The following is a 22,333-nucleotide window of genomic DNA, read 5'->3' as shown; positions in this document are numbered from 1 at the left end:
CCTCCCGAAACGTAACGGACGCACCCGTCCACTTGAGTAATGTGAGACATATGTCCGCAACACTGCCTCAGAACCTGCGTTCCGACGCCCAGGAGAACCGTGACCGCGTCCTCGCGGCAGCCCGCGAACTGTTCGGGACCGACGGTCTCCACGTGACGATGCGAGAGATCGCCCGCCGAGCCGGTGTCGGGCCGGCCACCCTCTACCGACGGTTCCCGACCAAAGCCGATCTGGTCAGAGCCGCCTTCGTGAACGAGCTCGACGCCTGCCGCTCGATCGTGGTCGACGCCCTCGCAGACGTCGACCCCTGGCGCGGCTTCCGCGGCATCATCGAGGAGGTCCTGGTCCTCAACGCTCGGAACCAGGGGTTCACGGACGCGTTCCTCGCCGCCTACCCCGATGCCGTCGACTTCCGGACCCAGCGCGAACAGGGCGTGCGCGCGATCACCGCCGTCGCTCGTCGCGCCATCGCCGCCGGCGCGCTGCGCGCGGACTTCGTCCTCGACGACTTCCTCGTGGTCCTGCTCGCGGCTCGCGGACTCTCACGGACGACGGAGACGGAGCGCGTCCGAGCTGCACGACGCTACGCCGCGCTCGTGATCGACGGACTGCGTGCGTCAGACCGGCACGAAGCGCTCCCGCCAGCACCGCGACTCATGTCGAGCGTCATCCCGGCGTAGCCGGCCGGTGCAGGTTCACGATGCGACGCGTTCACCGGCGTCGGTGGTGATCGGGGTGAAGACGTTCACGAGGTTGCCGTCGGGGTCGCGGAACAGCAGCGACCGGTTGCCCCACGGCATGTTCGTCGGCTCGTTCACGAACGTCTCCACGACGCCCTGCAGCCTCGTGTAGACCGCGTCGACGTCATCGACGAGCAGATCGAGGATGACGGATCGGTTGGCTCGCGGCGCGGCGGCGTTCTCGCCCAGCAGTGGGATGGTCGCTGAACTGGCGATGGCGAGCGTGCCGGTGTCGGTGCGCACCTCGGCGAACAATGGGTGCAAGCGTGCCACGGTCGCACCGGTGACCCGTTCGTAGAACGCGACCAGGGTGTCGACGTCGTCGGTGATGATCCGGGTGGCTGCGAGTTGCATGCGTGTCTCCTTGACGGGTGGGGCTCCCCGCGGGTGCGGCGGCGGTGACGACGATAGAGCGAATACCGGACATATTTCGCCCGGTATTCTCATGAGATGGGACATGCCAGCTCGCCGACTGCTCGAGCGCTGCAGCTGTTCGAGTTGCTGCAGTCGTCGGAGATCCGCAGCGTGCCAGAGCTCGCCGAACGGTTGGGCGTTGATGAACGGACCGTGCGCCGCTCCGTGCAGCGTCTCGTGGACATGGATGTCCCGATCGAGTCGGTGCGCGGCCGCTACGGCGGGTACCGCCTCGCCGTCGGCCGACGGGTGTCGCCGATCATGCTCACTGACGAGGAAGCGGTCGCCGTCTTCCTCGGCTTGAGTGAGGCTCAATCGTCCTTGGACTCCCCGGACGTCGCAGCGCAGATCGCCCTCGCGAAGATCCGACGATCCCTCCCGGCCGCATCCGTGGACCGCCTCGAGGCGGTCCTGCAGGCCGCAGCACGGAGACCGACGCGCCACGACGTGCCCGACGCGGGAGTCCTGCTCACCGTGTCGGACGCGATCCGAGCGAGACGCCCCGTGGAATTGCGCTACCGCGACGCGGAGGACACGCCCTCGCGTCGCACGGTGCATCCGTTCGACCTGCTCGTCCATGCCGGTCGTTGGTACCTGGACGCGTTCGACGTCGAGCGAGCGGAGGAGCGCACCTTCCGGGTCGACCGCATCCGATCGGCGCGGACGTTGCCCGGCGTCGTCTCGGGCCCGATTGTTCGAGCGGAGCGCCCTCCACTCGTCGATCGCTTCGCGGGGGCGGACTACCGATGGCACGTCCGGTTGCGCATCCAGGCGAGCGTCCCGCAGATCCGGGCCCACTTCCCGGAGAGCGTGGCCGTCGTGGAGCCGATCGAGGACGCACCCACCTGGCATCGGGTCTCGATCCGAGCCAAACGCCTCGACTGGCTTCCAGCGGTGATCGCCGGGCTGGGGGATCATGCGGTGATCGTCGACGAGCCTGAAGACCTCAGAGCACTCCTCCACGCGACAGCGACGCGGATGCTCCGCATCGCTGGCGGCGCGGATGGGACGCCTCCGCTCCCGTAGGGCGCGACCATGCGAATCACGTCGAAGCACGCCGCCGGTCGCCCGGGGTGGCGGTGACCGCCACAGGTTCCGGCGGGCGTGCTCGGAGCGGCGGCCGTCCGACCAGCGCCCAGCCGCCGCGTCACCGTCCGATGAGCCGCTCGGATTCGTCCCAGAGTCGACGGGCGTCGTCCAGGTTCCGCATCGGCGGCCACAGGGTCGGGAGGAGCGCGGGTCGGCCACCGATGGTCCTGACCGGGCCGTAGAACTCGTCGCCTCGCGCGGTCGGTGCCGTCGCGGCCATGAGCGCGGGCTGAGCGGCACTCGACACCGTGCCTGCGACGCCGAGGCGTGAGAGCAGGCGGACTACACGACGGGCTCCGGTGTCGCGCTGTCGGCCCATGCCCGGCTGGGCGGCCAACAGGTTGGTGGGGGAGACGCCGGGGTGCGACAGGTTGCTGGAGACACCCCAGCGGCTCGACGACGTGTTCGCCCCTCGTGGTCGAGCGCACGGGCTGGAGGACCGCGGCGCCAGCCCGGGCGAGGTCGGTGGCGATGCTTCGACCGATGCCGAGGATCCTGGTCGGCGTGAGGACCGCTCAGCTCGCCAGCTGCCCCCCGCCTTGGGGGTTGTCGATGCCATGGCGCGGTAGGAGCATCAGCTGCATCGGAACCAATGGAGGTTCGAATGCGGAATCCAGAGGTATGGCTCGCTCTTGTCGGCTTGCTCGGGGGTGTCGTCATTGCAGGTGCCCTCTTCGCGCCGATCGCAGCGATCATCGCCGGGGTCGGATTCCAACTCAAGCGGAAGGAACGGGGCATCGCTCCAGGGCTGTTGCTTTTCAGCCTTGCTGCGATCGTCTTGGCGATCTTCATCTACCCGGCCCACTTCCGTGCCGTCGCCACGTGTGATGCGATCGCCGCAGGGGCTTCGAACTCGCCGGTGGAGCGACTACTCGATACACCCACGGAGCGGCGGATGGACGCACTGGAGGCAGGCTGCAACGATCTGCCGTTCTACGAGATGAGCGAGTACTGACCCCCGGTCTCGACAGCGTGCCGTTCAGCTCGTTGCAGGGAACGGGCGCAGCTCCAGGCGGCCGTTGCGGGCCATCGGGTGGCGGGCGGCGATGTAGATCGCCTCGTCGAGGTCGGCGCACTCGAGGATGTCGAAGCCCCAGAGGGTGTCGGTCGCTCCCGGGATCGGGCCATTGGTGACGAGGCGCTCGCCGGCGCGGACACGGACGCCGCGCGCCTCGCTCGGGTCGAGCACGTCGCCGAGGAGTCGCCGCCCGGTCGTGTCCAGCTCCTGGACCCACTGGTCGACGTCGGAGTCGTCGCTTGGTTCGTCGGGCACGGGGTCCGTGAGGACGAACATCATGAATCGCATACGTTTCCTCTCCTTCGACGCTCGCGCGAGCGCACTCGTGGTCGCTATCGGACCGGGTTGACGACCGGTACTGCGCTCTCGTCGCGCCAGAGGGTCTCGATGGGGATCGACTGACCGAGGACGCGCTCCGCCGCCCGATGGCCGGAGTGGAATGCCGCCGTCACCGTCGCGGGGTCGTCGGTCCACGTCGCCTCGCCCGCGAGATGCAGGACGCCGCCGACCGGGATCGCGAGGGCGTCATCGTCGTCGGTCGTCGAGCCGACGGTCATGTAGGCGTAGGACCCGCGGGAGAACGGGTCGTCCTGCCAGCGAGTGACGTGCACCTCCGTCGGCTCCTCGACGCGGTCGCCGAACAAGCGCCGCAGCTGCTCCAGGTTCGACTCCACGACGCGCGACTCGTCCCAGTCCCGGATCTCCACGGCCGTCGGGCCGGCGGCGAAGGTGAGCAGCGTCGGCGATCCGTGCGCCGTCGTGAGGTCGTACCAGGAGTGCCAGCGACGGCTCTCCTGCCCCTGTTGACGAATCGCGTAGACGTCCTCGTCCCAGAATCGCCGCTCGAACCGGAGGAAGACCTTCTCGAACGCGTTCATCCGCAATCGCGAGAGTGCGCCGGCGACCGGCTCCGGCAGCGGGGGATCGATCGTGAACTCCTCCGACTGCAGCACCCCGACCGGCACCGTCACCACCACCGAGCCCGCATGCAGCACCACCTCGCCCATCGGTCCCTGCGCGGTGACCTCGACGCCGTCCGCGGACCACCGGACGCCCTTCACCACGTGCTCCAGGCGCACGTCGAGCCCCTCGGCCAGTCGCCGGGGGAGCACGTCGTATCCGTCGGGGAACACGACCTCGTCACCGTCGATCGCGTCGTCGTCGAGCCCGTGGGCCGCGAGGTCCTCGATCCATGCGCCGTACTGTTCCTCCGAACGATGCTCCAGGTACTCGCGGACCCGCTGCACCCGCTCGGCGTCCCAGTCCTGCAGCGCGAGCGCCGCCTCGGTCACGTCGCGGTAGGACGCGTCCGGCGCGGACTCGGCGACGACACCGAGCAGCGTCGCGTCGAGGGCGTGGACGTCCTCGGCGAAGCCGCGAGCCTCGGCGTCCGACAGGCGCTCGCCGTCGGGACCGTAGTACGCGATCGGTCGGCTGTCCGGCTGATAACCGCCGACGGTGAACTCGACCGTCCGCATCCCGAACGCGTCGGCTGCCGCGGCGACCGCACTGTCATTCACCCCGTGCACCCACGATGCGCCGAGATCGGTCACCCGACCGTCGCGACGCTCGGTCGACACTCGCCCGCCGACCCGGTCACGGGCCTCGACGACGACCACCGTTCGTCCGGCGGCCGCGAGGAGTCGTGCGGCGACGAGCCCGGCGACGCCGGCACCGACGACGACCGTGTCGAAGCGGGTGTCGGCTTCGGGCGACTGCGTCGACGCCTCGTCCGACGCGCTCATCGCGGGTCGCCCATGTCGCCGGTGGTCGGTGTGCCGTCGATGCGTTCGTACCTGAGGTGGACCGTCCCTGCGGGGGACGTGGTCGCTGGGCCGAGCAGGCGCAGCGAGGACGGCACGGTGCCGGTGGCGAAGACGCGCTTCCCGGTGCCGAGCGTGATCGGGTACACCCAGAGGTTCAGCTGATCGAAGAGTGCCTCAGCGAGCAGGGTCTGCACGAGGTCGAGGCTGCCGATGACGTGGATCTGCGAGTGACGCTCGCGCAGCGCTCGAACAGCCTGGGGGAGGTCCGGTCCGAGTTGCGTCGAGTTCGCCCACCCCAGCTCCCGCGGCTCGCGTGACGCGACGTACTTCGGCAGTCGGTTGAAGAGCCGGGCGATGCCGTCGTCCTGGCCACCCTCCTGGTGCGGCCAGTATCCGGCGAAGATGTCGTAGGTCCGGCGCCCGAGCAGGAGGGCGTCCATGCCCACCATGCCGGCGTCGATCTGCTCCCCATCGACCTCGTCGATGAGCGGTGCCTGCCAGCCGCCGAACGCGAACCCGTCACTGGGGTCCTCCTCCGGCCCGCCGGGCGCCTGAGCGACGCCGTCGAGGGTCATGAAGAGGTCGATGTGGATGCGTCCCATGTCCTGCTCCGATCTGCTGCACTCACGATCCACCGGCGGGCAGACGGTGTCAACGGCTGTCGGCTGGGAACGCACTGACGAAAGGGCATCGGCCGTGTCCTGGGCGAGTAGCGTTCGGAGTGGATCCGCTTGCGCACACCAGTGCACGGGCAGGACGTCGTTCGACAGATGAGAGGCATCACACCATGACCGATCTGGACACCATCCCCGTCACCACCCTTGACGGCCGGGACACGACCCTCGCGGAGTGGGACGGGAAGGCCAAACTCGTGGTCAACGTCGCGAGCCGCTGCGGCCTCGCGCCGCAGTACGAGAAGCTCGAGGCACTCCAGAAGGAGTACGCCGACCGCGGTTTCACGGTGATCGGGTTCCCGAGCAACCAGTTCCTGCAGGAGCTCGGCGACAACGAGAAGATCGCCGAGTACTGCTCGGCCACCTGGGGCGTCACGTTCCCGATGATGGACAAGGTGAAGGTCAACGGCCGCAACCGGCACCCGCTCTACCAGGAGCTCGTGAAGACCGCCGACGCCAACGGCAAGGCCGGCAACGTCAAGTGGAACTTCGAGAAGTTCCTCATCGCGCCCGACGGCACCGTGCACCGCTTCCGTCCGACGACCGAGCCGGACGCCCCCGAGGTCATCGCCGCGATCGAGGAGAGCCTTCCCGCGTGACGCCGGGACGGTCGAGCGCGCTCACCGGTAGGTGACTCCGGTGAGCGCCTCGGCCGTCGTCCAGAGTTCGGCGGCGACGTGCTCGTCGCGGGCCGCCGAGGTCCGGCCGACGGGCTTCGGGCCGCCGCGCATCTCGCCGAAGCCGCTCGGACCGTAGTAGCCGCCGGGCTCGACGTCAGGCGAGGTCGCCGCGTACAGCGTCGGAAGCGCACCCATCTCCGCGCTCTGGCCGAGAAGCCGGGTTCCCCAGGCGAGGAGCGGACCCTGCGCGGACTCGGTGTGGGACTGGAGTTCGGTCGACGCGAAGCCGGGGTGTGCGGCCACGGACAGCACCGAGGAACCCTCCGCCGTGAGGCGTCGCTGCAGCTCGGCCGAGAACATGAGGTCGGCGAGCTTCGACTGGCCGTAGGCCGACCAGCGCCGATACTTGCGGTTGCGCCAGTTGAGATCGACCAAGTCGATCTTGCCGGCACGATGCGCAGCGCTCGACAGCGTCACGACCCGCGTGGTGATGCGGTCGATCAGGAGGCCGGTGAGGGCGAAGGGCCCGAGGAAGTTCGTGCCGATCTGCATCTCGAAGCCGTCGGCCGTGCGTCGTTCGGGAACCGCCATGACGCCGGCGTTGTTCACCAGCACGTCGACCCGCTCGACGCCGTCGGCGAATCGACGGACGGACGCCAGGTCGGCGAGGTCCAGCTGCCGCACCTCGACGTCGCCGGTCATCGCCGCCGCAGCCCGCGCGCCCTTCTCCGTGTCGCGGCAGGCGAGGATCACGGCGGCACCGTGGGCGGCGAGCTCGCGGGCCGTGACCGCGCCGATCCCGCTGTTCGCGCCGGTCACGATCGCAACGCGGCCGTGCTGATCGGGGATGTCTGCTGCGGTCCAGGGGCTCATGAGGGCGACGTTACGCCATCACGATCTTCCGATTACACATATCGTTCACAGCTTCACCGATATATCGTTGAGCATCGTTCACGTACGACGAAGGAGAGCAATCATGGGTGGATTCCCAAGCGGTGGCGCAGGATTCGGTGGCGCAGGGTTCGGTAACGGCGGAGGCTTCGGCAACGGAGCCGGCTTCGGGACCGACGGCATGTGGCAGATGATGGAGCAGCTGCGTTCGAAGTTCGAGAAGAGCGCCGGCTCGCGCGTCGGCCGCGGCGACGTCCGCTCAGCCGTGCTGGCCCTCCTGGCCGAGCAGCCGATGCACGGCTACCAGATCATCCGCGAGATCGAAGAGCGCAGCGGCGGCTCCTGGAAGCCCAGCGCAGGCTCGGTCTACCCGACGCTGCAGCTCCTGTCCGACGAGGGCATCATCACGGCCGAGGAGTCGGGCGGACGCAAGACGTACGCACTGACCGAGGCTGGTCGCGACGAGGTCGCCGAGTCCGGGGCATCCGCTCCGTGGCAGAACGCCGAGTCGTCCGAGCACCCCGGCTTCACCGCTCTGCCGAAGGCCGGCGTCGAGCTGGCTCAGGCCGCAGCCCAGGTCGGCCGCACCGGCACGCCCGAGCAGGTCCAGCAGGCCGTCACCATCCTCGACGACGCTCGCAAGCGCCTCTACGCGATCCTCGCCCAGGACTGACCGAGTGTCGTCGACCGGCGGGACGCCCAGCGACTCGGCGTCCCGTTTCGGCGAGCTCCCCATGAGCGGGCGGGCCGGCGTTCCTGCCGGTCCGCCCGCTCACGGGCGCGCCCGGTACCGTCGCATCCTCCGCTTCGCGAGCTGGCACCTGGCCGCCGCCTGGTGGTTCGAGATCGTCCTGCCCCGGTTCGGACTCATCAAACTGACGGAGCGGACCCGCACGCGCCGCATGCAGAAGTTCGCACGACGCTTCCACGTGCTCGCCGTCGACCTCGGCGGCCTCATGATCAAGGTCGGCCAGTTCATGTCGTCGCGCCTCGACGTGCTCCCACCGGAGATCACGAAGGAGCTCGAAGGCCTCCAGGACGAAGTCCCGCCCGTCGCCTTCCCTCGCATCCGCGCGCTCGCCGAGTCGGAACTCCGTGTGCCGCTCTCGCAGGTCTTCGCCGGCATCGACGAACGCCCCGTCGCAGCGGCCTCGCTCGGCCAGGCACACCGCGCCCTGCTCGCCCCGGCGCTCGCCGCAGACACCGGGCTCGACGCCGTCGTGCTCAAGGTCCAGCGGCTGGGTATCGACGAGATCGTCACCGTCGACCTCGCCGCCCTGCGCAAGGTGGGCGGCTGGTTGCGCCGCGTCCGGCTCGTCTCCGACCGCGTCGACATGCCCGCACTCGTCGAGGAGTTCGCCGCGACGAGCCTCGAGGAGATCGACTACCTCCATGAGGCTGCGAGCTCCGAGCGGTTCGCCGCCGACTTCGCCGGCGACGACCGCGTCTCCGTACCCGCGGTGGTGTGGGAGCGCACGACCCAGCGCGTCCTGACGCTCGAAGACGTCACCGCGATCAAGATCACCGACGCGGACGCCCTGCGCGCCGCCGGCATCGACCCGGTCGACGTGGCGCCCGTGTTCGCCGCCGTCATGTTCGACCAGCTCTTCACCAACGGGTTCTTCCACGCCGACCCGCATCCCGGCAACATCTTCGTGACGCCGGTCGACGCCGCCCCGGGCGAGCGACCCTGGAAGCTGACCTTCATCGACTTCGGGATGATGGGCGAGGTCCCGCCGACCACGAGGCGTGGCCTCCGGAAGCTCCTCATCGCCGCAGCCTCCCGCGACGGCAAGGGCCTCGTCGACGCGATCCGAGACCTCGGCGTCCTCCTGCCCTCGGCCGACACGACCGAGCTCGAGCGGGCCATGACCGCGCTGTTCGGACGCTTCGGCGGCATGGGGTTTGCGGAACTGCGCGACGTCGATCCGAAGGAGTTCCGCGACTTCGGCAACCAGTTCAGCGAGGTCATCCGCACGCTGCCGTTCCAGCTGCCCGAGAACTTCCTGCTCATCATCCGCGCGATCTCGCTCACCTCCGGTGTCTGCAGCGCACTCGACCCCGAGTTCAACCTCTGGGACTCCGTCGAGCCCTACGCCGCGCAGCTGCTCCGTGACGAACGCGGCAACGTCGTCCAGGATCTCGGTCGCGAGGCACTCGACATCGCCACGGTCGCCGTCCGCCTGCCGAAGCGTCTCGACGCGGTCATCACGCGGGTCGAAGCCGGCACGGTCGCGACCACCAACCCGAGACTGGAACAGCGGATCGCGCGGCTCGACCGCACGACGGGCCGGGTCGTCTCGGCCGTACTGTTCGCCGCGCTGCTCGTCGCGGGAGCCGTCCTCCGGTCCGACGACGCCGTGCTCGGCACCGTCTTCATGGTGGTCTCCGTCGTGCCGCTCCTCCATGCACTGTTCTCGGGGCGACGCGGGCGCTGACCCCGGCGAGGGGCCGTCGCCACGGCACACTCCTGACGCGAAAACCTGGATCAACGGTCCATAGGTCGGTCTCCGGCGCTCCAGCACACTTGCCTGAATCGATCGGGCAAGCACGAGGGAGCACCACCGGATGGAATCGTTCGACGTCGCGGTTGTCGGCATGGGAGCTCTCGGCAGTGCCGCCGCCTACCACCTCGCCCGTCGGGGCGCGAAGGTCGTCGCCTTCGAGCAGTTCGAACTCGGGCACGTCCGCGGTGCCTCGCACGACACCTCGCGGATCGTCCGGACGTCGTACGGCGCACCGCAGTACGTGCGACTCGCACAGTCGGCGTACCGCGACTGGGCTGACCTCGAGCAGGAGTCTGGCGAGCGGTTGCTCACCATCACCGGTGGGGTCATCTTCCTGCCCGTCGACGGGCCCTACTCGGCCACCGACTTCACCGCGGCCCTGGAGGAGTGCGGGGTCCCGCACGAGCTGCTGACGCCGGCCGAGGTGCAGGCGCGGTGGCCGCAGTTCCGGATCCCCGAGAACGTGGAGACGGTCTACACCGCCGACACCGGCATCGCCCACGCGGCGCGCACCGTCGCGACGCTGCAGCTCCGTGCTCGAGCACTCGGGGCGGACATCCGCGACCGCACCCGGGTCGACGCGCTGACCCCCGACGGCGACGGGGTCGTGGTGCAGACCTCCAGCGGCCCGGTGCGTGCTGGCAAGGTCGTCCTGGCCGCCGATGCCTGGGCCAACGAGCTGCTCGAACCCCTCGGTGCGGCGATCCCACTCGACGTCATGCAGGAGCAGGTCACCTACTTCCGCCCGGCCGACGCCGAGCAGCTCGATCGCGAGCGGTTCCCGGTGTGGATCTGGGAGGACGAGGAGTGCTACTACGGCTTCCCGACCTTCGGGGAACCGACGGTGAAGGCCGCCCGCGACGTCTCGGAGAACCGCATGTCGCCGGCGGAGCGCACCTTCGTCCCGTCGCCGGAGCTCACCGGGCAGCTGGCCGACTTCATGGCGGACCTCGTGCCGGCGTCGGGCCCCGAGCTCCGCACGGTGACCTGCCAGTACGCGCTCACCCCTGACCGGAACTTCGTCCTCGGCCCGCTCGAGGAGCACCCGGACGTCATCGTCGCCCTCGCCGCCGGTCACGGCTTCAAGTTCACGCCCGCGTTCGGACGCATCCTCGCGGAGCTCGCGCTCGACGGGGAGACGAGCGACCACATCGCGAGCTTCGCCCCGTCCCATGCCCGCAGCGCCGACCGCCTCTCACCGATGCCGACCTCCGCGAGCTGATCCGGAGCGGGCCGGTCCGAGGGCTGCCGGTTACCGTCCGGCCTGCAACTGCTCGCGGAGCTCGTCGAGGCGGACGGCGATGCCGAGCCGGAACATGCGCTCGTCCTCGCGCCAGGAGGCTCCGAGGACCTGGTCGAGCCGGTCGAGGCGCTGCAGGATCGTGTTCGTGTGGAAGTTCAGGGCGCGCGCCGTGCGGGTGGGGCTCGCGTTGTTCCGCACGAACGCACGCAGCGTCCCGAGCAGGTCGGCGTTCCGCTCGGCGTCGTAGCGCCGGACGAGTCCGATGGTGTCTCGCAGGAAGTCGGCGAGCGCCCGCGCATCGGTGTCGAAGATCGCCGAGTAGGGCAGGAAGTCGTCGGTCGATGCGGTGAGGTCCGAGAGTTCCAGTGCGGCGATGAGTCTGGCGGTGCGCATCGCGCTGGTGAACGCGGAGGTGAGGGCGTCGGGGGCGGTGCGGGGCACGACGGCGACGACGGGCTGCTGGATGCTGCCGGCGACGTGTCGGCGGACGGCGTCGGCGTCGAGCGGCCGACGGCCGGAGGAGTGTGCGGCGACGACGTACCCGCGGTACTCGCCGACGAGCGCATGGTCGTCGAGTCGGCGGCTGAGCGCTCGGGCGGCGGTGGTCTGTTGGTCTCCCGGGACGGCGAGGAGGAGCAGGGAGTCGAGTTCGTGCAGGTCGATGCCGAGGCGCCTGGCGCGTCGTTCGACGTCGGATCGGCGTTCGGGCACGTCGTCGAGGAGGTCGGCGATGAGCTCGCTGCGGACGCGGTGGTCGGCGCCCGAGGCCGCCTCCTGCTGGAGTTCGAGAAGTGCCGCGACCTGCGCCGCGCGTTCGACGGTGCGGAGGTCCACGGCGCCGAGCTCGAAGTCGCCGTCGCCGAGGATGAGGGCGCCGAAATGCCGGCTGCCGGCGGACAGGGCGGCGACCGCTCCGACACCGCCGCTCGCGACCAGGACGCAGTGGCCCGAGCGACGGCTGTCGGTGATGGCTGCGCGGGTGACGTCGTCGAGGTCGAGCATGCCGGGGGCGAGCGGGAGACCGGCTGCCGCGATCACTCGGTCCTGCGCGTCGGTGACGGCGACCGCACGGCCGAGTGCGGTGGCGAGCGTCTCCGCGACGGGTGCGAATCCGCCCCCGGCGAGGACCGCCTGGACGAGTTCCTGGTGGACGGTGTTCGCCCGGTCGCGTTCGACGAGGTGGGCGGTGAGGTCCGCGAGGTTCCGTCGGCTGGCGTCCTCGGAGTCCTGCAGGTCGCGGAGGGTCTGCGTCGTCTGGAGGATGACCGAGGCGTGGTCCGCGAGCGCCGCCAGGAGCGCGACCTCGTCGGGGGAGAAGTCCTTCCGGTCGCGGTTGCCGACGAAGAGGACGCCGAGGACGTCGTCGCTCGTGAGCATCGGCACGCCGAGCAGTGAGACGAGCCCCTCCGCTGCGACCGCGTCGTCGATGCCGCGCTCGTGTCGGTCGGTCGAGTAGTCGGAGTAGTCCGCGACCCACTGGGCCGTGCGCGATTCGACGACGACGCTCGCGAGTCCGCGCCCGGGAGGCACCCGGAGCGTCTGGAACGACGGACTGACGGAGCCACTCGTCTCGCGAACCCGCAGCTCGTGGGTGACCGGGTCGAACTCGGACAGATAGGCCAGATCGACGCCCATCATCTGGTGGGCGCGCTGGACGAGCCTGGCGAGCACGGCGTCGCTGTCGCGAAGCTCGGCCAGTTCGCGGGCGCTCGAGAACAGGGCGGAGAGCTCGTGCTCGCGGCGTCGCAACCGGATCAGCTCCCGCTCGGTGTCGTGGACGGGTTCGGCGTCGACGAGGTCGGTGGCCGTTCGCACGTCGGCAGGCTCTCGCATCGGGTCTCCTGACTGGTCCCTCAGGAGTCTAAAGCGACGGCCGGTCCAGCGGGGTGTGGGATCCACCCACACGATCGCCGATCCGCTGAGTCATCCGCCCATCGTCGTCGACGATCACCGCTCCTAGGGTCGTCTTGACCGCAGCACCGAGGATCCGGTGTCTGCCTGTACCGAAGGGCGACCCATGCCGAGAAACAGCCGAGTCCAGGGGCTGCGCGACCACACGCCGGACGAGCGGCTCGACCTCGTCGCCGAGGGGGCCGGGATCGCGGCGGAGGCGCTCGCCGCACTGCGACCCGACGCCGGCCTGTCGATCGCCCAGGCGGACCACCTCGTGGAGAACGTCGTCGGCGTCATCGCCGTCCCGGTGGGCGTCGCGACGAACTTCACCATCGACGGCGAGGACCGACTCGTCCCCATGGCGACCGAGGAGCCGAGCGTCGTCGCCGCGGCATCCAACGCCGCCCGCATCGCACGCGTGCACGGCGGCTTCCGGACGTCGTCGTCGGGCGACGTCATGATCGCGCAGATCCAGATCCTCGACGCCGTCGACCCGCACGCCACGCGGCTCCGCGTCCTCGAGGCCAGAGACGAACTGCTCGCCCTCGCGAACGAGCTCGACCCGATCCTCGTCTCCTTCGGCGGTGGCGCCCGAGACATCGACGTCCGGATCCTGCCGACGCGCGTGGGGACGCAGGTCATCGTCCACCTCCACGTCGACGTCCGCGACGCCATGGGTGCGAACGCCGTGAACACGATGGCTGAGGCGATCGCGCCCCGCATCGCCGAGATCGCCGGATCGCGGACCCTCCTGCGGATCCTCACCAACAAGGCCGATCAGCGCATCACCCGCGCCAGGGCGGTGTTCGACGCCGACCTCCTCGGTGGTCCGCAGGTCGTCGCCGACATCGTCGCCGCCAGCGCGTTCGCCGAGGCCGATCCCTACCGGGCGGCCACGCACAACAAGGGCATCATGAACGGCATCACAGCCGTCGTCCTCGCCACGGGCAACGACACCCGGGCGGTCGAGGCCGGCTGCCACTCCCACGCGGCCCGGTCCGGTCGCTATTCGGCGCTGTCGCAGTTCGAGCAGGACGCCGACGGGAACCTCGTCGGCACGATCGAGGTCCCGCTGGCCGTCGGGCTCGTCGGTGGAGCGACGAAGGCGCATCCGACGGCGCAGGCGGGCGTGACCCTCCTCGGCGTCGAGACGGCCCGGGAACTCGCGGCCGTCATCGCCTCGGTGGGCCTCGCCCAGAACCTGGCCGCGTGTCGGGCGCTCGCCGCCGAGGGCATCCAGCGCGGCCACATGACCCTGCACGCCCGGACGATCGCGGCGAGCGCCGGTGCGACCGTGGATGAGATCGGGGCGGTCGCGGCGAGGATCGTCGCCGACCGTCGGATCCGGGTCGAGTACGCGCGCGAGGTGCTCGACGAGCTCCGGGCGACGTCGGCATGAGCGGCCTTCCGCAGCCCCGGATGGAACCGGTCGACGGTCTCCCGACGCGGGTGCGCGTCTACGAGGTGGCGCCGCGCGACGGGCTGCAGGCCGAGACGGACATCCTGCCCACGGCGGTGAAGGCGGAGCTCTGTCGGCGCCTGTACGAAGCGGGGTCGCGGGACCTCGAGGTGACGAGTTTCGTGCCGGCCACCTGGATCCCGCAGTTCGCAGATGCGGAACGGCTCGTCGCGGGCCTCGACGTGCCGACGGGTGCACGGGCGGTCGGCCTCGTGCCGAACCTGCGCGGCCTGCATCGGGCGATCGACGCGGGTGTCCGGGAGGTGTCCGTGGTCGTGAGCGCGTCGGAGTCGTTCGCCAGGGCCAATCTCAACACCTCGCGCGAGGGGGCCGTCGAACGGGCCGAGGAGGTCGTCGCCGCCGCGACCGCGGAGGGCGTGCCGGTGCGCGGCTACGTGTCGATGGCGTTCGGGGACCCCTGGGAGGGTGCGGTCGATCCGGCGACGGTCGTCGAAGCAGCCGTGCGGCTGTACCGCGCCGGGTGTTCGACGGTCGCCGTCAGCGACACGATCGGGGTGGGGACGCCCGGGCTCACGACCTGGGTCGTCCGGGACGTGCTCGCCGCCGGGATCCCGGTCGAGGCGGTCGCGCTGCATCTGCACGACACCTACGGGCAGGGACTCGCCAACGTGTACGCGGCGCTCTCGCTGGGCGTCGCCGAGTTCGACTCCTCCGTGGGTGGCCTGGGTCGCTGCCCGTACGCGAAGGGCGCCACCGGTAACCTCGCAACCGAGGACCTCGTGTGGATGCTCCACGGGCTCGGGATCGAGACCGGGCTCGACCTCGGGGCCCTCGCTGCGACGACCGCCTGGTTGGCGCGCGTCCGGGGCGTCGCAGCCCCCTCGAACGTGGCGACGGCCCTGGCGGCCGCAGCGTCCGCGGTCGACACCCCGAGCACCGCAGGAGGCGGCAGATGAGGCACACCACCGAGTACGTCCAGGGCGACGTCGAAGCGGTCCGCGCACTCGTGCGCGAGCACCCCTGGGCGACGGTCGTCAGCTTCGTCCCCGGTCGTGGGCTCGTCTCCTCGCACTATCCGGTCCTGCTCGAGGAAGACGAGGACGGGATCGTGCTCCTCAGCCACGTCGGGCGGCCGGATGAGCGACTGCACGAGCTCGGTCAGCACGAGGCCATGGTGATCGTCTACGGCCCCCAGGGGTACGTGTCGCCGAGCTGGTACGACACGTCGCCGGCCGTCCCCACCTGGAACTTCGCGGTCGCGCACCTGTACGGGGTGCCCGAACTGCTCTCGGACGAGGAGAACCTGCAGGTGCTCGACCGCCTCGTCGCCCACTTCGAGCGTGTGCTGCCCGAGCCGTACCTCATGAACGGGACGATCGCGAACAGCGAGTACGCGGCACGCATCGTCCATGGGACGGTCGGATTCCGCCTGCGCGTGACCCGGTTCGAGGCCAAGGAGAAGATGAGCCAGGACAAGCCGGCCGAGGTCGTCGAACGGGTGGTCACGGCGCTCGGGGAGCCGGGTCCGTACCAGAACGTGCCCCTCGCCGCCCGCATGGCTGCCCTCCACGGGCTCGACACGGGGACAGCTGCGCCGACCACCGACGACGGGACACCGGCACGGTGACCGCGACCGACCTCACGCTCCGGAACGCGCGACCCTCCGGCAGCGAGCCCGTCGACATCCTCGTCCGCGACGGTCGGATCGCCGAGATCCGACCGGCCGGGACGGCCCCGGCGTCCGGCGAGGTCGTGGACGTCGCCGGACGCACGATCGGACCGGGGCTCTGGGACGCCCACGTCCATATGACCCAGTGGGTGATCCAGCGGCGACGGATCGACCTGACGGAGACCGCCAGCGCGGCCGACGTCCTCGCGGCCGTCCGTCGCGCGGTCGACACCGATGCACCCCTCACTGACGGGTTCCTCATGGGGTACGGGTTCCGCGACGGCCTGTGGGCGCAGCCGGCGACGCTCGCCGCGCTGGAGGCCACCGAATCGGACGTACCCGTCGTCCTCGTCAGCGGCGACCTCCACTGCGCCTGGATGAACACGCGCGCCGCGCGACGACTCGGCCTGGACCTGGACGCGAGCGGTGTCGTCGCCGAGGCGCCGTGGATCGAGGCACTGCAGCGGATCGACCAGCACTCGGGGCTCGCCGCACACGCCTACCGGGACGCCGCCGACGCGGCAGCCCGACGCGGTGTCGTCGGGGTCGTCGAGTTTGAGAACACCGACAACCTCGGCGAGTGGTCCGAGCGCATCGCGAACGGCGCGACGAGCCTGCGGATCGAGGCCGCCGCGTGGCCCGACCGACTGGAGTCCGTCATCGCGGCGGGACTCCGGACCGGCGACGCGATCGACCCGGCGGGACTCCTCACCATGGGTCGACTCAAGGTGGTCGTCGACGGTTCCCTGAACACGAGGACCGCCTGGTGCTGGGACCCGTATCCGGGCGTCGACCCGTCGAGTACGCACGCCTGCGGTGTCGAGAGCGTCTCGGTCGACGAGCTCCGCCGACTGCTGGAACGAGCGAGGGGCGCCGGGATCGAGGCGGCCGTCCACGCGATCGGCGACCGAGCCAACACCGAGGTCCTCGACACCTTCGAAGCGCTCGGGATGCGCGGCGTCATCGAGCACGCCCAGCTCGTGCGCGAGCAGGACTTCGCCCGGTTCGCGAGCCTCGGGCTCATCGCGAGCGTGCAGCCCGAGCACGCGATGGACGACCGGGACGTCGCCGACCGCCACTGGAGCGGCCGCACGGGTCGCGCCTTCGCGTTCGGATCCCTGCACCGCGCAGGCGTCGGCCTCCGACTCGGCTCGGATGCTCCGGTCTCGCCACTCGACCCGTGGCAGGCGATCGCCTCCGCGACGAGCCGGAGTCGCGACGGGCGCGACGCCTGGCACCCCGAGCAACGGCTCCCGCTGGACGTGGCCCTGGCCGCGAGCATCCGCACCTCGATCGCGGTCGGTCAACCCGCCGACCTCGTCATCACGGACCTCGACCCGTTCGATGCCGACACCGAGCGGCTGCGGTCGATGCCGGTCGCCGCGACCCTGCTCGGCGGTCGCTTCACCTGGCGCGCGATCTGATGGCAGCTGAGACCGAGACGGAGACCCCCACCATGACGCAGACCGACACCGCGACGCCGACTCACTCGCAGCTCTTCACGAACGCCCGGGTGTTCACCGGCACCGACGAGACGGGCTTCGCCTCCGCGTTCCGCATCGTCGACGGCCGCTTCGACTGGGTGGGGGAGGCGTCCGCGGTCGCGGGGGAACCCGCGGTCGACCTCGGCGGACGCACCGTGCTCCCCGGCCTCATCGACAGCCACACCCACCCGGCGCTCATGGCCGCCACCGCCGTGGCCGCCGAGTGCTTCCCGCCGTCAGTGGTCTCGATCGACGGACTCGTGGAGCGGCTGCGAGAGCATCAGGCGGCGCTGACCTCGCCGAGCGCCTGGGTGCTCGGCCGCGGGTTCGACGACACGAAGTTCCCCGAGGGTCGGATGCCGACCACGGCCGACCTCGACGCGGTGTCCGCCGAACGCCCCGTCCTCGTCTGGCGCTGCGACGCCCACTCCGCCGTCTGCAACACCGCGGCGCTCCGCCTCGCGGGCATCACGTCCACCACGCCCGACCCGGCCGGGGCGCGTTTCGAACGCGGACCGGACGGCGAACCGAACGGCGTCCTCACCGAGATCGCCGCGGTCGAGGCGGTCGCGAGGTTCATCCCGGTGCCGGAACGCGACGAGCAGGTCGCCTCGCTCGTCGCGATCGGCGAGGAACTGGCCTCGCGAGGGATCGTCGCCGTGTGCGACCTGCTGTCCAACCGGCTGCACGACCCCCTCGACGCCTTCCGCGCCGCTGCCGCCAAGGGGCTCCGCACCCGCGTCGCCCTCTACCCGGGCTGGGACCCCTCCGCGCCACTCGCCGAGCTGACCCCGGACGATCGCGAGGGGCGGATCCGTATCGGCGGCGTGAAGGTCGTCCTCGACGGGGCCTACTCGAACCGCACCGCCTGGGTCGCCGAACCGTATCCCGAATCCTGCGACCACGGACTCCGACTCGTCGAGGACGACGACGTCCTCGCAGCCGGCGCCTGGGCTCGCCGCAACGGCGTCCAGCTCGCCGTGCACGCCATGGGTGACCGCGCGCTCGACCGCGTCGCGAGCCTCTTCGAAGACCAGGAGCCCTGGCTCGACGGCATCCCCTCCGTCCGCATCGAGCACGCGACCATCATCAGCGAGGAGTACGCCGAACGGCTCCGCTCCGCGCGCATGACGTTCGGGATCGCCACCCACACCGTGTTCTTCTTCGCCGAATACGACGGCTACGAGCTCGCCCTCCGCGCCGAACAGGTCCCCGACGCCTACCCGATCGCCCGGTTGTTCCGCACCATCGGGCCGCTCGCGCTCTCCTCCGACCGCCCGGCCACCGCCTGGAGCGGCGCCGACGACGTCATGCTCTCCGTCGAGGCCGCCGTCCGACGCCAGGCCTACAACGGCGCCGACTTCGTCCCCGAGGAGGCCATCAGCGTCGCCCAGGCGCTCCTGCTGTACACGGGACGAGCCGGCCTGCTCTCGCCGCTCGAGAGCGTCGGTCGGATCGCCCCGGGGTACGACGGCAGCTTCGCCGTCCTCGACCGCGACGTCTTCTCCGTCCCGGCGGACGAGATCGCCACCGTCCGGGTCGCCGAGACGTGGATCCGCGGCGAGCAGGTGTACCGGCGCTCGCCGCAGGACGAGGGGGTCCGCCCATGACGGGCTTCCAGGAGGACGCGACCGCGATACGCGACGAGCTGATCGCCGTCCGACGTGAGCTGCACCAGGAGGTCGAGGTCGGCCTCGACCTGCCCATGACCCAGGGGATCATCCTGCGCGAACTCGCGGGGCTCGGCCTGGAGATCACGACCGGCACCGGGCTCTCCTCCGTCGTCGCCGTCCTCCGGGGCGGCGCCCCCGGCCCCACCGTGCTGCTCCGTGCCGACATGGACGGTCTGCCGGTCACCGAGGCGACCGGGCTGCCGTTCGCGTCGACCTCCGGGGCCATGCACGCCTGCGGCCACGATCTCCACATGGCGGGTCTCCTCGGCGCCGTCCGCCTGCTCGTCGCCCGTCGCGCCGACCTCGCCGGCACGGTCGTGTTCATGTTCCAGCCCGGGGAGGAGGGCCAGGCCGGCGCGCGGATCATGCTCGAGGAAGGTCTGCTCGACATCGCCGGAGAGCGACCCGTCGCGGCGTACGCGCTGCACGTCGACTGCAGCACCCCACGCGGGCAGCTCGTCACGCGGGAGGGCGCGATGATGGCGAGTGCCAACGCGTTGCAGCTCACCGTCCGCGGGACGGGCGGTCACGCGGCGTTCCCGCACCTCGCCGTCGATCCGGTGCCGGTCGCCGCACACCTCATCCTCGCCGTGCAGACCTTCGCGGCCCGTCGGCTCCCGGCCACCGACCAGGCCGTCATCTCCATCACCCGGCTGAGTAGCGACTCCGAGGCCAGCAACGTGCTCGCCTCGGCCGTCAGCCTGGAGGCGAACATCCGCACGCTGTCGAAGGCGACGCTCGAGACGGTGCGTGAGCAGCTGCCTGAGCTGCTGACCGCGATCGCCGAGGCGCACGGCTGCACCCTCGAGTCGACGTTCATCGCGTCCTACCCCGTCACCGTCAACGACCCGGAGGAGACGCGGTTCGTCCTCAGCACGCTCGACGCGCTCGTGGGGCCCGACCGGGTCGTCCGGCAGGAGGTGCCGTCGATGGCGTCGGAGGACTTCGCCTACATCCTCGACGAGATCCCCGGCACGCTCGTCTTCGTCGGTGCCGCCCCCGATGAGGGCTCCGTCGCCCTGCATTCCGAACGCGCGGTGTTCGATGACGGCGTCCTGGACCTACAGTCCGCGGTGCTCGCCGAACTCGCCTGGAGACGTCTCCGGCTCGCGTGAGCGACGGTCGACCGTCCGGGTAGCGAGTGGCACATCCCGGACGTATCCGACAGCCGGGGCAGTGCATGTGCCCTGGATGGGTAGCATGGACACGTTCCGGATTCCGACGACGAAAGGGCGCGCGTGATCACCGCAGAGGACATCACGAGGCGCTCCGCGATCGCCGAGTACCAGGTCGTCGGTCGTCCGCCCGAGACGGACCTCGAGAGCCTCGTCCACCTCGCCGCGACCATGTGCGACGTGCCGACCGCCGTGATCAACATCATCGACGACCGGTTCCAGCACCAGATCGCTGCGGTCGGGTTGGAACCGGCGAGCTGCTCGCGCGAAGACTCGATGTGCGCGGTCGTGTTCCAACAGCAGGTGCGGACGATCGTCTCGGACGCTCGGGAGGACCCGCGCTTCGCGGCGAACCCCTTCGTCACCGGTGAGCTCGCCAGCGTCCGCTTCTACGCGTCGAGCCCGCTCGTCACCCCCGACGGCGTCCCGATCGGCACCCTGTGCATCTTCGACGACCGGGTCCGTGAGCTGACTCCGGAACAGGGCAAGGCCCTCGACCTCCTCGCGAGGCAGGTCGTCGACGTCCTCGAGCTGCTCCGTCTCACCTACGAGCTCGGCCAGTCCAACGAGCAGCTCGCCCAGTTCGCCGGCCAGGTGAGCCACGACCTGCGCAACCCGCTCATGGCGGTCTCCGGGTTCCTCGAGCTCGCGACCGACAGCCCGGAGATGGCGAACGCGCCGCACGCGGCGAAGGCGCTCGCGCGAGCCGAGTCCGCCGCCGACCGGATGGCGGCGATGATCACCGACCTGCTCGACTTCGCCCGGATCGGTGGCGCCCGTCCGCGACGCGTCCCGATCGACCTCGAGCCGCTCGTGTCCTCGGTGGTCGAGGACCTCGACGCGACCATCACCTCGACCGGCGCGACCGTCGACGTCGACACGCCCTTCCAGGTGCACGGCGACGAGACGTTGCTGGGCGCGCTGCTGCAGAACCTGATCGCGAACGCGGTGAAGTTCAGCGCAGCGGCCGGAGTCGTCCCGCACGTGCTGGTGCAGGCCGAGCGGGTCTCCGCCGGGGTGCTGGTCGCGGTCGAGGACAACGGTCCCGGTGTCGCTCCGGAGCTGCGAGAGCGCGTCTTCGACCTCATGGAACGCGCGGCGGGGAGCGAGGTCGCCGGCCTCGGCATCGGCCTCTCGACCTGTCGACGCATCGTCGAGGCGCACGGTGGCCGGATCGAGATCGACGAGTCGGGGCTCGGGGGAGCGAGCGTCTGGTTCCTGTTGCCCGACGCCCGATCAGCGGCCTGAGCCGCCCGCACGTGCGCGGTGCCTGCGGACGCCCGACCGGTTGGCGCACCGCACCGAGCAGTAGCGCTGACGGCCGTTGCGGGTGACGTCGACGACGACCCGCCGGCAGGTGTCCCCCGGTTCGGTCCCCGCGGCACACCGACCGAGACGCTGCATCCCCCTCGTCGTCAGGTGGAGGGCGGTCCCGACGCTGATCACCGCGGCGAGGACCTCGGGGAGCGCCTGGTGCTCGTCGCGGTAGTGCAGGTGCCACCCCTCGCCGTCGTGGTCCGTCAGCCGCGGGAACGCGGCCGCAGCGGCCATCTGGCGGTTGAGCGCGGCCGCCCTGGCCTGATCGTCTGCCGCGTCGACGACGGTCAGCCACTCGTCGACGACCCGGCGGACGCGGGCGTGGTCACGGTCCACCTCGGTGAAGGGCATCGTCATCCCGTGTTCGCGGGTGCGGGCGACGATGCCGTCCCGGTCCTCGGGCCAGTCGTTCGCCAGCGACGCGGCCAGGAGGACGGCGTACGAACCGTAAGGGTTGAGATGCATAACGCCATTACATCATGGTGGAGTCATGACCCTCCTCGACGCACCTCCGCAGCCCTCCGAACCGTCGCCGAAGGCCCTCGACGCCTGCCGCCACGCCTGGGCGACGGAGTCGGCGCACACCACCTCGGAGGGGTCGCTGCGCTACCTCCGGTGTACCGCCTGCGGCAGTCGTCGAATGGAACTGCGACCCCACGACGATGCATCGGCGGTCCCGGTCACGCGCCAGGACATCCCGCCGCGGTGACGCAGCACGGCGACGTCCTCCCGCAGCGCGC

The 22,333-nt window shown here is 70.7% G+C and carries 23 protein-coding genes; 15 read left to right on the top strand and 8 right to left on the bottom strand.

What is annotated here, in order from left to right:
- Positions 1-50 precede the first annotated feature (50 nt).
- Entirely contained in the window at positions 51-680 is a 630-nt protein-coding gene (locus CCK91_RS19085) for a TetR/AcrR family transcriptional regulator (protein WP_086475393.1), read from the top strand.
- Positions 681-695: 15 nt separating this feature from the next.
- On the opposite strand, the gene CCK91_RS19080 is transcribed toward CCK91_RS19085, so the two are convergent.
- Complete coding sequence (locus CCK91_RS19080) at positions 696-1,094, bottom strand: VOC family protein (RefSeq protein ID WP_086475392.1); 399 nt, start codon at positions 1,092-1,094, stop codon at positions 696-698.
- A 96-nt stretch (positions 1,095-1,190) separates the two neighbouring features.
- Between CCK91_RS19080 and CCK91_RS19075 the strand changes: the two genes are divergently transcribed.
- Positions 1,191-2,180 carry a helix-turn-helix transcriptional regulator gene (locus CCK91_RS19075; protein ID WP_086475391.1) on the top strand — a complete coding sequence of 330 codons (990 nt, stop codon included), beginning with the start codon at positions 1,191-1,193 and terminating at the stop codon, positions 2,178-2,180.
- A 121-nt stretch (positions 2,181-2,301) separates the two neighbouring features.
- Here the strand turns inward: CCK91_RS19075 and CCK91_RS19070 are convergent, their stop codons facing one another.
- The gene (locus CCK91_RS19070) at positions 2,302-2,802 is read right to left on the bottom strand and encodes a hypothetical protein (RefSeq protein ID WP_207568267.1); all 501 of its coding nucleotides are present in this window, start codon (positions 2,800-2,802) and stop codon (positions 2,302-2,304) included.
- A 45-nt stretch (positions 2,803-2,847) separates the two neighbouring features.
- Between CCK91_RS19070 and CCK91_RS19065 the strand changes: the two genes are divergently transcribed.
- A complete protein-coding gene (locus CCK91_RS19065) occupies positions 2,848-3,198 on the top strand; it encodes a hypothetical protein (RefSeq protein ID WP_086475390.1) in 351 nt (116 codons plus the stop codon).
- A gap of 24 nt (positions 3,199-3,222) precedes the next feature.
- On the opposite strand, the gene CCK91_RS19060 is transcribed toward CCK91_RS19065, so the two are convergent.
- Genes CCK91_RS19060 through CCK91_RS19050 form a run of 3 tightly spaced genes read right to left on the bottom strand, consistent with a single transcriptional unit; the run spans position 3,223 to position 5,629 of the window.
- Positions 3,223-3,549, bottom strand: a complete 327-nt coding sequence (locus tag CCK91_RS19060; protein WP_086475389.1) for a YciI family protein — start codon at positions 3,547-3,549, stop codon at positions 3,223-3,225.
- Positions 3,550-3,593: 44 nt separating this feature from the next.
- Positions 3,594-5,006 (bottom strand): flavin monoamine oxidase family protein, encoded by a 1,413-nt coding sequence (locus tag CCK91_RS19055; protein WP_086475388.1) that lies wholly within the window; start codon positions 5,004-5,006, stop codon positions 3,594-3,596.
- Positions 5,003-5,629 carry a dihydrofolate reductase family protein gene (locus CCK91_RS19050; protein WP_086475387.1) on the bottom strand — a complete coding sequence of 209 codons (627 nt, stop codon included), beginning with the start codon at positions 5,627-5,629 and terminating at the stop codon, positions 5,003-5,005. The genes CCK91_RS19055 and CCK91_RS19050 overlap by 4 nt, the downstream gene beginning before the upstream one ends.
- Before the next feature lie 185 nt (positions 5,630-5,814).
- Between CCK91_RS19050 and CCK91_RS19045 the strand changes: the two genes are divergently transcribed.
- Positions 5,815-6,300 (top strand): glutathione peroxidase, encoded by a 486-nt coding sequence (locus tag CCK91_RS19045; protein WP_056005205.1) that lies wholly within the window; start codon positions 5,815-5,817, stop codon positions 6,298-6,300.
- A gap of 21 nt (positions 6,301-6,321) precedes the next feature.
- Here CCK91_RS19045 and CCK91_RS19040 read toward each other — a convergent pair whose 3' ends face one another.
- Positions 6,322-7,194: an oxidoreductase gene (locus CCK91_RS19040; protein ID WP_086475386.1), complete on the bottom strand. Its 873-nt coding sequence runs from the start codon at positions 7,192-7,194 to the stop codon at positions 6,322-6,324.
- A 199-nt stretch (positions 7,195-7,393) separates the two neighbouring features.
- Between CCK91_RS19040 and CCK91_RS19035 the strand changes: the two genes are divergently transcribed.
- The 3 genes from CCK91_RS19035 to solA all read left to right on the top strand — a co-directional run bounded on the left by CCK91_RS19035 (position 7,394) and on the right by solA (position 10,941).
- Positions 7,394-7,885 carry a PadR family transcriptional regulator gene (locus tag CCK91_RS19035; RefSeq protein ID WP_085514431.1) on the top strand — a complete coding sequence of 164 codons (492 nt, stop codon included), beginning with the start codon at positions 7,394-7,396 and terminating at the stop codon, positions 7,883-7,885.
- A gap of 61 nt (positions 7,886-7,946) precedes the next feature.
- Positions 7,947-9,650 carry an ABC1 kinase family protein gene (locus CCK91_RS19030; RefSeq protein ID WP_086475424.1) on the top strand — a complete coding sequence of 568 codons (1,704 nt, stop codon included), beginning with the start codon at positions 7,947-7,949 and terminating at the stop codon, positions 9,648-9,650.
- 130 nt (positions 9,651-9,780) lie between these two features.
- Positions 9,781-10,941: an N-methyl-L-tryptophan oxidase gene (gene solA, locus CCK91_RS19025; RefSeq protein ID WP_086475385.1), complete on the top strand. Its 1,161-nt coding sequence runs from the start codon at positions 9,781-9,783 to the stop codon at positions 10,939-10,941.
- A 30-nt stretch (positions 10,942-10,971) separates the two neighbouring features.
- Here solA and CCK91_RS19020 read toward each other — a convergent pair whose 3' ends face one another.
- The gene (locus CCK91_RS19020) at positions 10,972-12,777 is read right to left on the bottom strand and encodes a GAF domain-containing protein (RefSeq protein ID WP_199862084.1); all 1,806 of its coding nucleotides are present in this window, start codon (positions 12,775-12,777) and stop codon (positions 10,972-10,974) included.
- 202 nt (positions 12,778-12,979) lie between these two features.
- On the opposite strand from CCK91_RS19020, the gene CCK91_RS19015 reads away from it, so the two are divergent.
- The 7 genes from CCK91_RS19015 (at position 12,980) to CCK91_RS18985 (ending at position 21,524) form a co-directional block, all read left to right on the top strand.
- Positions 12,980-14,254: a hydroxymethylglutaryl-CoA reductase, degradative gene (locus tag CCK91_RS19015; RefSeq protein ID WP_086475383.1), complete on the top strand. Its 1,275-nt coding sequence runs from the start codon at positions 12,980-12,982 to the stop codon at positions 14,252-14,254.
- A complete protein-coding gene (locus tag CCK91_RS19010) occupies positions 14,251-15,231 on the top strand; it encodes a hydroxymethylglutaryl-CoA lyase (protein WP_086475382.1) in 981 nt (326 codons plus the stop codon). Before CCK91_RS19015 ends, CCK91_RS19010 begins: the two co-directional genes overlap by 4 nt.
- The gene (locus CCK91_RS19005; RefSeq protein ID WP_086475381.1) at positions 15,228-15,902 is read left to right on the top strand and encodes an FMN-binding negative transcriptional regulator; all 675 of its coding nucleotides are present in this window, start codon (positions 15,228-15,230) and stop codon (positions 15,900-15,902) included. The genes CCK91_RS19010 and CCK91_RS19005 overlap by 4 nt, the downstream gene beginning before the upstream one ends.
- Positions 15,899-17,368, top strand: a complete 1,470-nt coding sequence (locus CCK91_RS19000) for an amidohydrolase (RefSeq protein ID WP_086475380.1) — start codon at positions 15,899-15,901, stop codon at positions 17,366-17,368. Before CCK91_RS19005 ends, CCK91_RS19000 begins: the two co-directional genes overlap by 4 nt.
- Positions 17,368-19,038, top strand: a complete 1,671-nt coding sequence (locus tag CCK91_RS18995) for an amidohydrolase (RefSeq protein WP_086475379.1) — start codon at positions 17,368-17,370, stop codon at positions 19,036-19,038. The genes CCK91_RS19000 and CCK91_RS18995 overlap by 1 nt, the downstream gene beginning before the upstream one ends.
- Positions 19,035-20,216 carry a M20 metallopeptidase family protein gene (locus CCK91_RS18990; RefSeq protein ID WP_086475378.1) on the top strand — a complete coding sequence of 394 codons (1,182 nt, stop codon included), beginning with the start codon at positions 19,035-19,037 and terminating at the stop codon, positions 20,214-20,216. Before CCK91_RS18995 ends, CCK91_RS18990 begins: the two co-directional genes overlap by 4 nt.
- Before the next feature lie 123 nt (positions 20,217-20,339).
- The gene (locus CCK91_RS18985; RefSeq protein ID WP_086475377.1) at positions 20,340-21,524 is read left to right on the top strand and encodes a sensor histidine kinase; all 1,185 of its coding nucleotides are present in this window, start codon (positions 20,340-20,342) and stop codon (positions 21,522-21,524) included.
- On the opposite strand, the gene CCK91_RS18980 is transcribed toward CCK91_RS18985, so the two are convergent.
- Positions 21,513-22,058, bottom strand: a complete 546-nt coding sequence (locus tag CCK91_RS18980; protein WP_086475376.1) for a CGNR zinc finger domain-containing protein — start codon at positions 22,056-22,058, stop codon at positions 21,513-21,515. The genes CCK91_RS18985 and CCK91_RS18980 overlap by 12 nt on opposite strands.
- A 25-nt stretch (positions 22,059-22,083) precedes the next feature.
- Here CCK91_RS18980 and CCK91_RS18975 point away from each other — a divergent pair, with 25 nt between their 5' ends.
- On the top strand, positions 22,084-22,302 hold the full coding sequence (locus tag CCK91_RS18975) for a hypothetical protein (RefSeq protein WP_086475375.1): 219 nt from the start codon (positions 22,084-22,086) through the stop codon (positions 22,300-22,302).
- Positions 22,303-22,333 lie beyond the last annotated feature (31 nt).

This window comes from Plantibacter elymi (nom. nud.) (assembly GCF_900177795.1).
GTDB lineage: Bacteria > Actinomycetota > Actinomycetes > Actinomycetales > Microbacteriaceae > Plantibacter > Plantibacter elymi.
Note: the sequence above shows the minus strand (reverse complement) of the source record. Positions and strands in the feature narration are given on the sequence as shown.